12 protein-coding genes are annotated in these 14881 nt (G+C 71.1%); 3 read left to right on the top strand and 9 right to left on the bottom strand.

From position 1 onward, the window contains the following. Nucleotides 1–41: 41 nt before the first annotated feature. Nucleotides 42–1304 carry a lytic transglycosylase domain-containing protein gene (locus ACZ62B_RS23230; RefSeq protein WP_344564721.1) on the top strand — a complete coding sequence of 421 codons (1263 nt, stop codon included), beginning with the start codon at nt 42–44 and terminating at the stop codon, nt 1302–1304. A gap of 33 nt (nt 1305–1337) precedes the next feature. On the opposite strand, the gene ACZ62B_RS23225 is transcribed toward ACZ62B_RS23230, so the two are convergent. The 8 genes from ACZ62B_RS23225 to ACZ62B_RS23190 form a co-directional block, all read right to left on the bottom strand. After that, complete coding sequence (locus tag ACZ62B_RS23225) at nt 1338–3098, bottom strand: pyridoxal phosphate-dependent aminotransferase (protein ID WP_468878590.1); 1761 nt, start codon at nt 3096–3098, stop codon at nt 1338–1340. 158 nt (nt 3099–3256) lie between these two features. Further along, complete coding sequence (locus tag ACZ62B_RS23220) at nt 3257–4414, bottom strand: aldose epimerase family protein (RefSeq protein WP_344564725.1); 1158 nt, start codon at nt 4412–4414, stop codon at nt 3257–3259. Between the two features lie 55 nt (nt 4415–4469). Further along, nucleotides 4470–5717 carry a multiple monosaccharide ABC transporter permease gene (gene mmsB, locus ACZ62B_RS23215; RefSeq protein ID WP_344564727.1) on the bottom strand — a complete coding sequence of 416 codons (1248 nt, stop codon included), beginning with the start codon at nt 5715–5717 and terminating at the stop codon, nt 4470–4472. Then, nucleotides 5714–7264, bottom strand: a complete 1551-nt coding sequence (mmsA, locus tag ACZ62B_RS23210; protein ID WP_344564729.1) for a multiple monosaccharide ABC transporter ATP-binding protein — start codon at nt 7262–7264, stop codon at nt 5714–5716. Before mmsA ends, mmsB begins: the two co-directional genes overlap by 4 nt. Before the next feature lie 34 nt (nt 7265–7298). Further along, a complete protein-coding gene (gene chvE, locus ACZ62B_RS23205; protein ID WP_344564731.1) occupies nt 7299–8411 on the bottom strand; it encodes a multiple monosaccharide ABC transporter substrate-binding protein in 1113 nt (370 codons plus the stop codon). Between the two features lie 141 nt (nt 8412–8552). Beyond that, nucleotides 8553–9521: a hypothetical protein gene (locus ACZ62B_RS23200; RefSeq protein WP_344564733.1), complete on the bottom strand. Its 969-nt coding sequence runs from the start codon at nt 9519–9521 to the stop codon at nt 8553–8555. A gap of 128 nt (nt 9522–9649) precedes the next feature. Then, a complete protein-coding gene (locus ACZ62B_RS23195; RefSeq protein WP_344564735.1) occupies nt 9650–10654 on the bottom strand; it encodes a zinc-dependent alcohol dehydrogenase in 1005 nt (334 codons plus the stop codon). A gap of 28 nt (nt 10655–10682) precedes the next feature. Continuing rightward, complete coding sequence (locus ACZ62B_RS23190) at nt 10683–11846, bottom strand: mandelate racemase/muconate lactonizing enzyme family protein (protein ID WP_344564740.1); 1164 nt, start codon at nt 11844–11846, stop codon at nt 10683–10685. Nucleotides 11847–12087: 241 nt separating this feature from the next. Between ACZ62B_RS23190 and ACZ62B_RS23185 the strand changes: the two genes are divergently transcribed. Then, nucleotides 12088–12909, top strand: a complete 822-nt coding sequence (locus ACZ62B_RS23185) for an SCO2400 family protein (RefSeq protein ID WP_468889392.1) — start codon at nt 12088–12090, stop codon at nt 12907–12909. Between the two features lie 325 nt (nt 12910–13234). Here the strand turns inward: ACZ62B_RS23185 and ACZ62B_RS23180 are convergent, their stop codons facing one another. Beyond that, nucleotides 13235–13672, bottom strand: a complete 438-nt coding sequence (locus ACZ62B_RS23180) for a MarR family winged helix-turn-helix transcriptional regulator (protein ID WP_344564744.1) — start codon at nt 13670–13672, stop codon at nt 13235–13237. 92 nt (nt 13673–13764) lie between these two features. On the opposite strand from ACZ62B_RS23180, the gene ACZ62B_RS23175 reads away from it, so the two are divergent. Beyond that, nucleotides 13765–14784, top strand: coding sequence for an NADP-dependent oxidoreductase (locus ACZ62B_RS23175; RefSeq protein ID WP_344564746.1), 1020 nt, complete (start codon nt 13765–13767; stop codon nt 14782–14784). Nucleotides 14785–14881: the final 97 nt, after the last annotated feature.

Here is a 14881-nt window from a genome sequence, read left to right as displayed (position 1 = left end):
CCGCCCCTCCCACCGGCACACCACCCACAGGAGCGACAGTCATGCCCGTACGCCGCGCCGCCCGACGCCCGTATGCCGGCCGGACCCGCAGGGGACTGCGGACGACCGCCGTCGCAGTGGCGGCCATGGCGGCCCTCACCGCCTCCCAGGCGCCCGGCCTCACCCGGGACGCGAAGGACGACCGCGCCGCCCCGCTCGCCGACGACGTGCGCACACCGGCGGCAGGCGGCCCGTACACCGAGTTAGCCCCTCCGGGTGACGGCTCCTACCACACCGAACTCCCGCCCCTGGACACCCCGGACGTCGCGTCGGCGCCCCCGGTGCTCGTGCGGGACCTCCGTTCCCAGTCGGGCATCCCGGCCACCGTGCTGCGCGCCTACCGCGGCGCCGAGGCCTCCGTCGGCGACACGGACCCCGGCTGCCGGCTGCCCTGGGAACTGCTCGCGGCGATCGGCAAGGTCGAGTCGGGCCAGGCGCGCGGCGGCGCGGTCGACCGGAACGGCACGACGCTGGGCCGCATCACCGGACCGCCGCTCAACGGGCGGGGTTTCGCCCTGATCCGGGACACGGACGGGGGCGCCCACGACGGTGACACGGTCTACGACCGCGCGGTGGGGCCGATGCAGTTCCTGCCGTCCACCTGGGCCCGCTGGGGCACGGACGGCAACGGCGACGGCCGCGCCGACCCGAACAACGTCTTCGACGCGGCCCTGGCGGCCGGCCACTACCTGTGCGCCGGCGACCGGGATCTGGGCCGGGCGGCGGACCTGGACCGGGCGGTCCTCAGCTACAACCACTCGTACTCCTACCTGAGGCTGGTCAGGTACTGGCTGGAGTTCTACGGCCGGGGGGTCCACACCGTCCCCGACGGCGAGGGCGTCGTCCCGAGGAGTCCCGGCGCGGGCGGTGAGACCCCGGCGACCGAGCCCGTCGACGGCGGGAGCGGCGGCAAGGGGGGCGGGAACGAGGGCGGCGGCATCGTCATCGGCCCGGACCCGGGCACGTCGGGCGGCCCCGGGCCGTCCCCCTCCGCTCCCTCACCGTCGTCCACCCCGCGTCCGACGACCTCCCCGTCTCCGGAGCCCTCCTCCCCGACGGCGTCTCCGACGAGCCCGGACCCCTCGCAGCCGCCCGGCGAGTCCCCCACCGGGTCCCCGTCACCCTCGCCGGACCCGACCGGCCCGAGCCCCTCGCCCACCGCCCCGGACGACTGCGCCACGGAGTCCGCGACCCCGTCCCCCGACCCCAGCGCCTCCCCGACCGCCTCGCCCTGCCCGACCGTCCCGGCCACTCCCTCCGAGTGAGGCCCGGCACTCCCTGAGCGGATGCCGGCGGGCTCAGCCCACCTGGTCCATCCCCGCCGGGTTCGGCCAGCTCCGCGGCCCCTGCCAGCCCGTCGCCGGGGCCATGGAGAGGCCGTCGGTGCCCCTGACCTGGGCGGCCGTCAGGCCGCCGCGGGCGGGGACACCGGGCGGGGTGGGACCGGCGGGCGGCGGCATCTGCGGTGGTACCTGGGCCGCCGTCGGTGCCGGTGCGGGGAACGCCGCGGCGGGCATCGGCGCCTGCGCCACGGGCGCGAGCGGCTGGACGGGCGCAGGCACCGGCACGGGCTGCGGTACGGGCTGCGGCACCGACGCCGGGACCTGCTGTGGCACGGGCTGCGGCACCGGCGCGGGGACCTGCTGCGGCACGGGCTGGGCGACCGGCTGAGGCGTTCCGGGTGCCCCCGTCACCACCGAAGCCGCGGCCGGCACCGGCATCCCGCCGCCCGCGCCCACCGCGGGGGCGGACGCGGCGGCGGGGAGCGGCATGCCGGTGCCGGCGGACGGAGCGGCGGCGAACCCCGGAACGCCGGCACCGGCGGTCTGAGCGGCGAGCCCCCGCACGCCGGCCCCGTTGGTCCGGCTCACCAGCCGGTCCACGGCCGCCGTGCCCGAGCTGTAGCCGGTCCCGGTGGCCTGCTCGGGCGCGGCGCCTCCCCTCCTGGACGTCCCGTAGAGCACCTGTTCCAGGCCGGACACCAGGCGGCGCACGTCGACCTGGGGGCGTACCACGAGACGCAGGAAGCGGCTGGACGAGCCGATCTTGTTGCCGCACTCGCGGACCAGGATCCGGTGCTCGGTGAGCATCCGGTCCCGGACCACGGTGCCCTCGGCGCCCACGGGGAGGCGCACGAAGAGGAAGTTGCCCTGGGACGGGTAGACCGTCAGTCCGGGCAGCGAGGAGAGCTGGCCGGACATGTCCATCCGGTCGCGGCGGACCTGGTGCAGGCTCTGGGCGTACTCGGCGCCGTGCTCCTTCAGCATGAACACCACGTGCTCGGCGAAGGAGTTGAGGTTCCACTTGGGGAGCATGGATCTCACCCGCCCCGCCAGGGCCGGGTTGGCGACCAGGTAGCCGAAGCGGATGCCGTGCAGGCCGAAGTTCTTGCCGAGGCTGCGCAGCACGATGACGTTGGGGCGCAGCATCGCCTCCTGCACCACGCTCGGCTCGTTCTCCGCGTCGGCGAACTCCAGGAACGACTCGTCGATCACCACCAGGTCCAGGTCGGCCATGGCGTCCATGAACTGCACGATCGCGTGCTTGTGGAGGAAGCCGCCGTCGGGGTTGTTGGGGTTGCAGATGACGGCGACCCGGGTGCCGCGCGCCCGGATGAACTCGGCGTACTGCGCGAGGTCGAGGGCGAAGCCGCCGGCCTCCTGGAGCGGGAACATGTCGACCCGTTTGCCGGTCTCCATGGGCTGGTCGGTCCAGCGGCCGAAGGTGGGGACGGGGACGGCGAGGGACTCACGGACCAGCAGGTGGTCGATCCAGGTGATCAGCTCGGTCGAGCCGTTGCCCATCGCCACGCACTGCGGCGGCAGTCGGAGCAGGCCGCACAGTTCGGCCGTGATGGTGTCGGCGCTGCTCGGGTAGTACGTGATGATGTCGCGCAGCCGGCCCGCCATGTCCTCGAACATGGCGGGGGTGGGGAAGTACGGGTTGCAGGGGATGCAGAAGTCCACCGGGCCGGCCCCGTCGCTCTCCCGTGTCAGCGCCGCCATCGACGGACTGTGCGCCGTGGTGCTGCGGAACAACGAGGTGACGTTGTCGGCCAAGGGAACCTCCGTGTGCGGCGGGCCCGCTGGGGAGGTGGCGGACCCGTCATGCCTGGGTGGCCCGCGCGGGGGAGCACGGGCCACCCAGGAGTACGGAGCGGGACGCGCCGCCGTTCAGTTCGTGTGAGGAAAATGTGACGGCGGCGATTCGCCGGGGCTCATGCCCCGAACGAGTGGACCGTCGTCGTCCGGTACGTCTGCCCCGGCCGCAGCACGGTCGACGGGAACGACGGCTGGTTCGGCGCGTCCGGGAAGTGCTGGGTCTCCAGGCACAGCCCGTCGCCCTGCCGGTAGACCCGGCCGCCGGTGCCGACGAGGGTGCCGTCGAGGAAGTTGCCGGAGTAGAACTGCAGGCCCGGCTCGTTCGTCGCGATCCTCAGCGTGCGGCCGGAGGACGGGTCGCGGAGGACGGCGACCTGCTCGGGACGGCGGGTGATGCCCTTGTCGAGCACCCAGTTGTGGTCGAAGCCCTGCCCGTAGAGCACCTGCTGGTGTGCGGTGCGGATGTCCCGGCCGACCGGCTTGGCCCGGCGGAAGTCGAAGGGGGTGCCCGCGACCCGCGCCAGTTCGCCCGTGGGGATCAGCCCCGAGTCGACCGGCGTGTAGCGGGAGGCGGCGATGGACAGCTCGTGGTCGTGGATCGAGCCGCTGCCCTCGCCGGCGAGGTTCCAGTAGACGTGGCTGGTGAGGTTGACGACGGTGGCCTTGTCGGTGGTGGCCTCGTAGTCGACGCGCCAGTCGCCGTCACGGGTGAGGGTGTACGTGACCTTCGTGCGCAGCGTGCCCGGGTAGCCCATCTCGCCGTCGACGCTGGTGTAGTACAGGCGCAGGCCGACGTCGGAGCCCCGGGTGAACGGCTCGACGTCCCAGACCCGCTTGTCGAAGCCCTGGGCGCCGCCGTGCAGGCTGTTCTCGCCGTCGTTGACGGAGAGCTGGTACGGGGTGCCGTCGAGGGTGAAGCGGCCCTGGTCGACGCGGTTGCCGTAGCGGCCGATCAGCGCGCCGAAGTAGGGGCTGGAGGCGACGTACTCCTCGATGGTGTTGAAGCCGAGGGAGACGTTGGTGTACCGGCCGCGGCGGTCGGGGATCTCCAGGGACTGGACGATGCCGCCGTAGGAGAGGACCTTCATCCGGGTGCCGCCGTTCTCCAGCGACCAGCGGTGGACCTTGGTGCCGTCCGCGAGTCTGCCGAAGAGCGACTTCACCGGCTTCCCCCTGCCTGACGAGGCGTGTGCCGTTCCGCCGAACGCGGTGGTGGTGGCGGCTGCCCCGGCCGCCGCCGCGCCCGCGATGACCGTGCGTCTGTTCAGTTCCATCCGTGCGGCTCCCGAAAAGGAAGGGGCCCCGCCGTCCGGCGGGGCCCGAGCTGACTTACGAACCGGACTTGCGCTTGTTCCACACGTCGAAGCCGACGGCCGCCAGCAGCACCAGGCCCTTGATGACCTGCTGCCAGTCGGTGCCGATGCCGACGAGGTTCATACCGTTGTTCAGCACGCCCAGGACCAGGCCGCCGATGATCGCGCCGAGGACCGTGCCGACGCCGCCGCTCATCGACGCGCCGCCGATGAACGCGGCGGCGATCGCCTCCAGCTCGAAGTTGAGGCCGGCCTTGGGAGAGGCCGCGTTGAAGCGGGCGGCGAAGACCAGACCCGCCAGGGCCGCGAGCATGCCCATGTTCAGGAAGACCAGGAAGGTGACCTTCTTGTCCCGCACGCCCGACAGCTTGGCCGCGGGCAGGTTGCCGCCGATGGCGTAGATGTGGCGGCCGATGACGGCGTTGCGCATCATGTAGCCGAAGCCGACGAGCAGCGCGCCGAGGATCAGCAGCACGATCGGGGCGCCCTTGTAGCTGGCCAGCAGCAGCGTCACGACCAGGATGGCGGAGCCGAGCGCGACGAGCTTCAGCAGGAACAGCTTGGTGGGCAGGACGTCGAGGTCGAACTCCTTCTGGCGGCGGCGGTCGCGGACCTCCTGGAGGACCACGAGCGCGATCAGTGCGAAGCCGAGGAGCAGGGTGAGGTTGTGGTAGTTGGTCTCGGGGCCGACCTCGGGCATGAAGCCGTTGGCGACCTTCTGCAGGCCCTTGGGGAAGGGGCCGAGGGTCTGGCCCTCCAGGAAGATCTCGGTGAGACCGCGGAAGGTCAGCATGCCCGCGAGGGTCACGATGAACGACGGTATGCCGCCGTAGGCGATGAACCATCCCTGTATCGCGCCCGCGAGGGCGCCCACGGCCAGACACAGCACCACCGCGACCGGCCAGGGCAGGTCGTTCCTGACCATGAACACCGCGGCCATCGAGCCGACGAACGCCGTCAGTGAGCCGACCGACAGGTCGATGTGGCCCGCGATGATGATCAGCATCATGCCGATCGCGAGGATCAGGATGTAGCTGTTCTGCAGCACCAGGTTGGAGACGTTGCGCGGCAGCAGCAGGTCGCCGCCGCTCCACACCGCGAACAGCACCACGATCAGGCCGAGCGCCATCAGCATGCCGTACTGCCGCATGTTGCGGCGCATGCCGTCCAGCATGATCTGGAGCAGGCCGTCGCCGCCGCCCGCCCCGCCCTTGCCCGGCGGCGCGGCCGCCGGCGTCTTGTCGGTGACTTCCGTGCTGCTCATCGGGATACCTCTTTGTCCTTAGTCATCTGACGCATCAGCGATTCCTGGGAGGCCTCGGCCCGCGAGAACTCACCGGTCAGCCGCCCCGCGGCCATCGTGTAGATGCGGTCGCACATGCCGAGCAGTTCGGGCAGCTCGGAGGAGATGAAGACGACCGCCTTGCCCTGGGCGGCCAGCTGGTCGATGACCGTGTAGATCTCGTACTTGGCGCCGACGTCGATGCCGCGCGTCGGCTCGTCGAGGATCAGCACATCGGGACCGGCGAAGATCCACTTGCTGAGCACGACCTTCTGCTGGTTGCCGCCGGACAACTTGCCCACCGGCTCGAACACCGTCGGCGCCTTGATGTTCATGGACTTCCGGAAGCCCTCGGCGACCTGCCGCTCCTCGTGCTCGTCCACCACACCGCGCCTGGCGACCTTCTTCAGGGCGCTGAGCGAGATGTTGCGGTTGATGGTGTCGATGAGGTTCAGGCCGTAGTGCTTGCGGTCCTCGGTGACGTACGCGATGCCGTGGCCGACCGCCTCGGGGACGGTCTTCGTACGGATCTCCGTGCCGTCCTTGAGGACGGTGCCCGCGGCGTGCCGGCCGTAGGTGCGGCCGAAGACGCTCATCGCGAGTTCGGTGCGGCCGGCGCCCATCAGCCCGGCGATGCCGACGATCTCGCCGCGCCGGACCGTCAGCGACACGTCGTCGACGACCTTGCGGTGCTGGTCGATCGGGTGGTGCACGGTCCAGTTGCGGATCTCCAGGGCCGGGGCGGCGCCCTCCTCCGGCTGGTGCGGGGTGCGCTCCGGGAAGCGGTGCTCCAGGTCGCGGCCGACCATCCCGCTGATGATCCGGTCCTCGCTGGTCTCCGGGGCCTTCACGTCGAGCGTCTCGATGGTGCGCCCGTCCCGCAGGATCGTCACCGAGTCGGCGACCGCGCGGATCTCGTTCAGCTTGTGGGAGATGATGATCGAGGTGATGCCCTGATCCTTCAACTGGAGGATCAGGTCGAGGAGTTTGCCGCTGTCCTCGTCGTTGAGCGCCGCGGTGGGCTCGTCGAGGATGAGCAGCTTCACCTTCTTCGACAGCGCCTTGGCGATCTCCACCAGCTGCTGCTTGCCGACGCCGATGTCGGCGACCCGGGTCTCCGGGTGCTCGTCGAGCCCGACCCGGCGCAGCAGTTCGGTGGCGTGCCTGAGGGTGTCGTTCCAGTTGATGAACCCGCGCGTGGCGTGTTCGTTGCCGAGGAAGATGTTCTCGGCGATCGACAGGTAGGGCACCAGGGCCAGTTCCTGGTGGATGATCACGATGCCGTGCTCTTCGCTGGCCCGGATGTCCTTGAACCGGCAGAGCTGTTCCTCGAAGAGGATGTCGCCCTCGTAGGTGCCGTGCGGGTGGACGCCGGAGAGGACCTTCATGAGGGTCGACTTGCCGGCGCCGTTCTCGCCGCAGATGGCGTGGACCTCGCCCTGCTGGACGGTCAGGGTGACGTCCGACAGCGCCTTGACGCCGGGAAAGGTCTTGACGATCGAGCGCATTTCCAGGACGGGTCCCGCCATGGTCGTGCCTTCCAATCCGTGGGGGGGGCGGGGGTCAGTTGAGGTCGCTGTCCTTGATGTAGCCGGAGTCGACGAGGGTCTTCTGGTAGTTGTCCTTGTCCACCGCGACCGGCTCCAGCAGGTAGGCGGGGACGACCTTGGCGCCGTTGTCGTAGGACGTGGTGTCGTTGGTCTCGGGCTTCTTGTCGTTGAGCAGCGCGTCGACCATGTTGGAGGCGACCTTGGCGAGTTCGCGGAGGTCCTTGAAGACGGTCATCGACTGCTGGCCCGACATGATCGACTTCACCGAGGCCACCTCGGCGTCCTGGCCGGTGACGACGGGCAGCGGCTTGTCCTTGGCGCCGTAGCCGTCCGACTTGAGGGCGGACAGGATGCCGATGGAGATGCCGTCGTACGGCGACAGCACCGCGTCCACCCGGTCGCTGCGGTAGGCCGAGGTCAGGATGTCGTCCATGCGCTTCTGCGCGGTGCCGCCGTCCCAGCGCAGGGTGGTGACCTGGTTCAGCTGCGTCTGGCCGGACTTGACGACGAGCTGCTTCTTGTCGATGTAGGGCTGCAGGACGTTCATCGCGCCCTGGAAGAAGTAGCGGGTGTTGTTGTCGTCGTTGGAGCCGGCGAACAGCTCGATGTTGAAGGGGCCCTTCTCGCTGCCGTCCTTCAGGCCGAGCTTCTCGACGATGTAGCTGCCCTGGAGCTCGCCGACCTTCTCGTTGTCGAACGAGGCGTAGTAGTCGACGTTCTCCGTGCCGAGGATGAGGCGGTCGTAGGAGACCACCGGGATGTCGGCGTCCTTGGCCTGCTGCATGACGTTGTTCAGCGACTTGTTGTCGATGGCCGCCACGATCAGGGCGTCCACGCCCTGCGTGATCATGTTCTCGATCTGCGAGACCTGCTGGTCGGGGTCGTCCTCGCCGAAGACCAGCTTGGTCTTGTAGCCCTTGGCCTCGAGTTCCTTCACGACGTTGTTGCCGTCGGCGATCCAGCGCTCGGAGGACTTGGTCGGCATCGCGATGCCGATGGTGGCTCCGTCCGAGCCGCCCTTGTCCTCCTCGCTGCCGCCCTCGCTGCTCTGGCCGCAGGCGGTCAGGGTGAGGGCGAGGGCGGCGGCCGAGGCGACGGCGGCGAGTGCGGCTCTGCGATTACGCATGATCATCATCCTTGATGTGTGTGCGGGGTCGGTCCGGACGAGCAAGGCGTTCTCGGGGGTGGGACCGGAGGGGGCCGGAAAAGAGGTGTGTGCGATTGTGCGCGGCTGTGTCCACTTGTGTGAAGCCGAGTTTCCGGAACGTTATGACGAGATCTCGAACCGCCGCTGGTCACCCGGAAGCCGGGATCCGAGCGGCGCCATGTCGCCGTCCGCGCCGTGGCGGGCCAGCAGGTCCAGGGCCAGCCGGCCGCGCCGCACACGCTCCTTCGCGGTCGCCAGGGTCAGCTCCCGCAGGTGGTGCCCGTACGGGTAGATACCGGGCGCCTTGGCCAGACCGAACTTCAGGTACAGCGGGGCGCCGCGCCGGATGAGTTCGGCGACCTCGTACATCCGCACATAGCCGCCGAGGTCGTCGGGGGCCTCGATGTACATGTCCATCGGCGTGGCCGAAACCCGCCGTATCTCGGTGAGGTGATCGAGCGTCAGATCGCTGGGGACGTTGATCGAGTCGGCGCCGAGCCGCTCGTAGACCGCGAACGAGGCCGGGTTGACCGGCCCGACGAGCGCCGACAGCTTCAGCGTGGTGTCGGCGGGGAGCAGCCCGGCCGCCCGCGCCCGGTGCAGCGTCCACAGCACGCCCTCGTCGGCGACGAGCAGGCACTTGACGCCCAGCTCCGTGGCGCGCACGGCGTCCTCGACACAGCCGGCGACCGCGTCGTGGCCCCGGGCGCGCAGTCCGGCGCCGCCCGAGTCGGTACGGGTGGAGCCGCCGATGTCCCAGGTGCCGCGCGGGCCGGTGAACAGGCAGAGCTCGATGTCGCGCTCCGCGGTGGCCTCGACCATCTCGGTGATCTCGGCGTCGGTCAGCATCCAGACGCCGCTGCCCTGGCTGATCCGGTGGATCGGCACGTCGAGGCGCGAGGCCTCCTTCAGTACCACGGCCAGCGCCTCGGGCCCCTCGCACGAGGGGACCTCGGTGCGCCAGCGGCCGCCGCCGGGGAAGGTGTGCGGCGAGGCGTCGGCGGGATCGGGGGCGGGGGCGCTCATGCCGAGCGCGGCGAGGGTCTGCTCACCGGGCCTGCGGGGAGCCGTGGCGGAAGCGTCGGTCACAGGGTGTCCTTTGGTTCGATATATCGGACGAAGTTCGCGGCTCGGGGTACGAGTCGGGCGGGTTCGGGGCGGGGCCGGGTGCACGCCGGTACGGGGGCCGTCAGGTCGTCCCCGCACCGGCGTACGGACTAGGGACGCAACAGCACCTTGCCCACCTTCGGGTCGCCGGACCCCACCAGCTCGATGGCCCCCGGGAACTCGGCCAGCGGCAGCTCGTGGCTCACCAGCGGCAGCGGATCGAGCAGTCCGGCGGCGAACACCCGCACGGTGTGCGCCCAGGCGTCCGGCGGAGCGCCGAAGACGGTGTGCACCTCGAGCTGCCGTACGACCAGATCCGTGGGGTCGAGCCCGTCGGCGCCCGGCGCCGGGATGCCGGTGAGGACCAGCCGCCCGCCGCGCCGCAGCAGCGAGGCCGCGGTGCGGGCCGCGTCCGCGGACCCGGCGGTCTCGATCACCACGTCGAAGTCGTCCGGGAGTTCACGGTCCTTGGTGCGGAAGTCGGTGGCCCCGTACCGCCGGGACAGCGCCTCGCGGTCGCCCCGGCTGCCCACCACCAGCAGCTCGGCAGGGGAGCCCGCGCGCAGGAACTGCACGGCGAACATCCCCAGCGTGCCGGTGCCGACCACCGCCACCCGCTCGCCGGGCACCGCGTTCGCCTTCAGCGCGGCGGCGGCGATGCAGGCGGCCGGCTCCAGGAGCGCGGCGGCGCTCAGGTCGGCGTCGTCGGGCAGGACGTGCAGCAGCCGGGCCGGGAGGGTCAGCGTGGCGGCCATGGCGCCCGGCTGGGTGAACCCGGTCTCCTCGTACCCCGCCGAGCACAGCGTCGTCTCACCGGCGTGACAGCGGTCGCAGACCTGGCAGTTGCGGAAGCCCTCACCGACGACCTTGCGGCCGACCAGCGAGGCGGGCACGCCCGCGCCCACCCGCTCCACGGTCCCGGACCACTCGTGGCCCGGGACGAGCGGGTACCGCACGTACCCCTCGGGCCGGTTGCCCTGGTACACCTCGCGGTCACTGCCGCAGATGCCGGCGGCGTGCACCCTCACCAGGGCCTCGCCGGCACCGGGCTCGCGCGGCTCGTGCGGGACCAGGCGGTGCTCGCCGGGTCCCTCGATGACGACCTGGGTGCTCATCGCCGCGCCTCCCGGCGGTCCGCGGCGGTCACTTCGCGCCCTTGGGCTTGCGCGTCTCCCAGCCCTCGGCCCACAGGTCGAACCGGGCCTGCTGCTGCGGGAACTCGGCCGCCGCGTCGACGTCCAGCTCCACACCGAGGCCGGGGGCGTCGGAGAGGTGGAAGCAGCCGTCCTCCGGGTCCACCTGGGGCGCGCCCTTGATCACCTTCTTGATCTCCGCGTCCGCGAAGTCGTTGAAGTGCTCCAGGATCTTGAAGTTCGGCGCGGTGAAGCCGACCTGGAGGGACGCGGCGGTCAGCACGGGACCGCCCACGTTGTGCGGGGCGACCAGCATGTAGTGGGTCTCGGCGGTCGCGGCGAGCTTGCGGGTCTCCCAGATGCCGCCGATGTGGCCGACGTCCGGCTGGATGATGTCGACGGCCTGGCTCTCGAACAGCTCGCGGAACTCGATCCGGTCGTGGATGCGCTCACCGGTGGCGAGGGGCATGTCGACCTTCGCGGCGACCTTCTCCAGCGCCTTGAGGTTCTCCGGCGGGACCGGCTCCTCCAGCCAGGCCGGCTTGAACGGCGCCAGCTCGTGCGCGAGGCGCACGGCGGTGGCGGGGGAGAAGCGGCCGTGCATCTCCAGCATCAGCTCGGCGTCCGGGCCGATGGCGTCGCGGACCGCCTCGATCAGCGAGACCGCGTACAGCGTCTGCTCGTGGTCCAGCTCGAAGTGGCCGGTGCCGAACGGGTCGATCTTCAGCGCCCGGTACCCGCGCTCCATGACGCCCTGCGCGGCCTTGTGGTACGCCTCGGGGGTGCGCTCGGTGGTGTACCAGCCGTTGGCGTACGCCTTGACCTTGTCGGTGACCTTGCCGCCCAGGAGCTGCCAGACGGGCACGCCGAGGGCCTTGCCCTTGATGTCCCAGCAGGCCATCTCGACGACGGCGATGCCGGACATCACGATCTCGCCGGCGCGGCCGTAGTCGCCGTACTTCATCCGGCGGACCAGGTCCTCGACAGCGAACGGGTCGGAGCCGAGAATATGGTTGACCTCGGCTTCCTTCAGGTAACCCAGGAGGGCGTCGGTGTGGCCCAGCATCCGGGTCTCGCCGACTCCGGTGATTCCCTCGTCGGTGTGCACCTGGACGTACGTCAGGTTGCGCCACGGCGTCCCGACCACGTGTGTGCTGATTCCGGTGATGCGCACGGCAGTTAGCCCCTCGCTGTGGTGGCGGACCTTGTCTTCGTCGTCAGCGGTTCGACGCGTTCGATATTTCGGCACACGTTCGAAATGCTGGCGTGACAGTAAGGACGGTGTGGCGGGGGTGTCAATGGGTCGCGCGCATAACGGTTTCGGCAGTTTCGAAACACTTGGGCGTTGGTCCGCACCAAACCTTCACAGCAAGGCCTATGAAGCGGGCCCGACCGGAACCTAACCTTCCCGCGTCATGGACTTTTGCCACCCGTGCCGACGGCACCTCAACGGCGCCCTTGCCTGCCCCGGCTGCGGCACACCCGCCGAGACGCTCCGCGCCCAGCAGCGGCAGGAACCTGCCGGGCCTCCGGGGTACGAGGGCGAGACGTACGGGGCCGAGGAGACCGTCCAAGTCGCGGAGAACTCCGGGGAGTACGACGACGGGGAGCCGCGGGACGGCGAACCGCGGGACGACGCGCCGCGCGGGCGCCGGGCGGCCCGGCGCCGGGGGAGGCGGCCGGAACCGGAACCCGAACCGGACGAGGCCGCCACGGCCGGCGAGAGCCGCCGGGACCGCAAGGCCGCGGCGCACCGCCGCCGGCGCAACCGCACCCTGCTGATCGCGGCCGGTTTCGTCCTCGCGGCGGGCGGACTGAGCCTCGCGGAACTCGGCCTGGACGCGCCCGGCTCGGACCCGAAGCCGGCCGCCGCCGGGGAGAAGACCCCGGACGGCGGCGCGACGGAGGTGGAGCCGAAGGAGTCGGCGAGCGACGGCGTCACGGACGCGGTGGCGCCCGGAAAGTCGGCCGGTGCGAAGCCTTCCGGCTCCCCGTCGGCTTCCGGGTCCCCGACGGGCGAGGAGTCCGAGGAGGCGGAGGACGAGACCGATCAGGACCCCTCGTCCGCATCCGCATCCGCGGCCCCGCCCACGACCGACCCGACGACGCCCCCGCCGCCGGAACCCCCGGCGGATCCGGAGACCCCGGAACCGGACCCGGACCCGACGACGAAGAAGCCCGAACCGGAACCCGAGCCCACGGAGACGTGCGACCGTTTCCTGTGGTGGTGCACCTGAACCACCCCCGCCCCTGCGTTCCCGCGGGCAGCCGCATGCCGTATCGGCCGCGGGTAGCCACATGCCGCGTCAGCCGCGGTCAGCCACATGCCGCGGGTAGCCGCGTCAGCCGCGGGCAGTCGTGCCTCCCCCAGTGCCTTAAGGGCCTGGGAGGTACCCCCAGGGCGGCACGGGTGGGCGCGACGGCACCCCGCAAAGCGCCGGGCTGCGCAACGCACCCCCGGCCCGCACCCACGCCGGGGCACCCGCAAAGCGCCGGGCCGCGCAACCCACCCCCGCCCCACACCCACGCCGGGGCACCCCGTCAACGCACTCGGCGTAGCCGCTACCCCAGCATCCTCCGCAGAGCGTCCCGCAGAGCCACCCGCTCCCCCTCCGAAAGCCCCGCCAACGGCTCACGAGCGAACCGCAGAGACTCCCGCAGGCTCCGAGCCACCCGCCGCCCCTCCTCCGTCGCCGCCGCCAGCTTCACGCGCCGGTCCGCCGGATCCGGCCGGCGCTCCGCCAGTCCCCGCGCCTCCAGCCGGTCGACGATCCCCGTGACGTTCGACGGCTCGCACTTCAGCCGCTGCGCCAGCTTCCGCATCGGCAGCGGCTCCAGCGACAGCAGACTCAACAGCTTCGCCTGGGCCCCCGTGAGGGCGTGACCGGCGGCGGCTTCCTCGTACTCCTCGTGGTAGCGGGCCACCACCGAGCCGATGAGCTCGACGACCTCCAGGGTGAGGGCGTCGGGACGGCGCGAGGAGGCATCGGGTGTGACCATGCGCTCCAGGGTACCCGTTTGCTTGACATCCTGAAATATTCAGCCGCATGGTTGTTTCAGGTACTGAACTATCCGAGGAAAGGTGCCAGGCCATGACCGCCCCCACACTCCCCACCACCGGCCACGAGTGGCATCTGCTGAGCCGCCCCGTCGGCTGGCCGAAGCCCGAGGACTTCGCCCTCGTCGAGAAGGAGGTCCCCGCCCCGGCCGAGGGGCAGGTGCTCGTACGGAACGAGTACCTCTCCGTCGACCCGTACATGCGCGGCAGGATGTCGGCCGCGAAGTCCTACGTCGCCCCGTTCGAGCTGGGCAAGGTCATGCAGGGCGGCGCCGTCGGCGAGGTCGTCGCCTCGAACGCCGAGGGGATCGCCGTCGGCGACCACGTCCTGCACTTCTTCGGCTGGCGCGAGTACGCCGTCGTGGACGCGAAGAACGCCGTCAAGGTGGACCCGGAGGCGGCGCCCCTCTCGGCGTACCTGGGCGTGCTGGGCATGACCGGCCTCACCGCCTACGCCGGCCTGCTGCGCACCGCCTCCTTCAAGGAGGGCGACTCCGTCTTCGTCTCCGGTGCCGCGGGCGCCGTCGGCAGCCAGGTCGGGCAGCTCGCCAGGCTCAAGGGCGCCTCGCGGGTGATCGGCTCGGCCGGCTCCGACGAGAAGGTGAAGCTGCTCGTCGAGGAGTACGGCTTCGACGCCGCCTTCAACTACAAGAACGGCCCCGTGAGCGAGCAGCTCCGCGCCGCCGCCCCGGACGGCGTCGACGTCTACTTCGACAACGTCGGCGGCGACCACCTGGAGGCCGCCATCGGCTCCCTCAACCGGGACGGCCGTATCGCGGTCTGCGGGATGATCTCGGTCTACAACAACACCGAGCCCGCCCCCGGCCCCCGCAACCTCGCCCGGCTGATCCAGACCCGCGGCCGCATCGAGGGCTTCCTCGTCGGCGACCACTACGACCTCCAGCCGCAGTTCGTCCAGGAGGTGGGCCCCTGGGTCCGCTCGGGCGAGCTGAAGTACCGCGAGACGGTCGTCGAGGGCATCGAGAACAACCTGGAGGCGTTCCTCGGCGTCCTGCGCGGCGACAACACCGGGAAGATGATCGTCAAGCTCTGACCCGGCCGTGACGCGGCACCGGTGACGGTCGTTGCGTACGACGGGGGCCGCACCCTTGGACGTGGGGTGCGGCCCTTGCCCGTACCGGGGGACGGCG

It is taken from the genome of Streptomyces sp. NPDC053426, assembly GCF_055585405.1.
Note: the sequence above shows the minus strand (reverse complement) of the source record. Positions and strands in the feature narration are given on the sequence as shown.

What these genes read in the sequence shown, in the direction of transcription:
- ACZ62B_RS23230 (WP_344564721.1), top strand. Translation starts at nt 42, where the DNA reads ATGCCCGTACGCCGCGCCGCCCGACGCCCGTATGCCGGCCGGACCCGC.
- ACZ62B_RS23220 (WP_344564725.1), bottom strand. Translation starts at nt 4,414, where the DNA reads ATGGAACTGAACAGACGCACGGTCATCGCGGGCGCGGCGGCGGCCGGG.
- mmsB (WP_344564727.1), bottom strand. Translation starts at nt 5,717, where the DNA reads ATGAGCAGCACGGAAGTCACCGACAAGACGCCGGCGGCCGCGCCGCCG.
- mmsA (WP_344564729.1), bottom strand. Translation starts at nt 7,264, where the DNA reads ATGGCGGGACCCGTCCTGGAAATGCGCTCGATCGTCAAGACCTTTCCC.
- chvE (WP_344564731.1), bottom strand. Translation starts at nt 8,411, where the DNA reads ATGCGTAATCGCAGAGCCGCACTCGCCGCCGTCGCCTCGGCCGCCGCC.
- ACZ62B_RS23195 (WP_344564735.1), bottom strand. Translation starts at nt 10,654, where the DNA reads ATGAGCACCCAGGTCGTCATCGAGGGACCCGGCGAGCACCGCCTGGTC.
- ACZ62B_RS23185 (WP_468889392.1), top strand. Translation starts at nt 12,088, where the DNA reads ATGGACTTTTGCCACCCGTGCCGACGGCACCTCAACGGCGCCCTTGCC.
- ACZ62B_RS23180 (WP_344564744.1), bottom strand. Translation starts at nt 13,672, where the DNA reads ATGGTCACACCCGATGCCTCCTCGCGCCGTCCCGACGCCCTCACCCTG.
- ACZ62B_RS23175 (WP_344564746.1), top strand. Translation starts at nt 13,765, where the DNA reads ATGACCGCCCCCACACTCCCCACCACCGGCCACGAGTGGCATCTGCTG.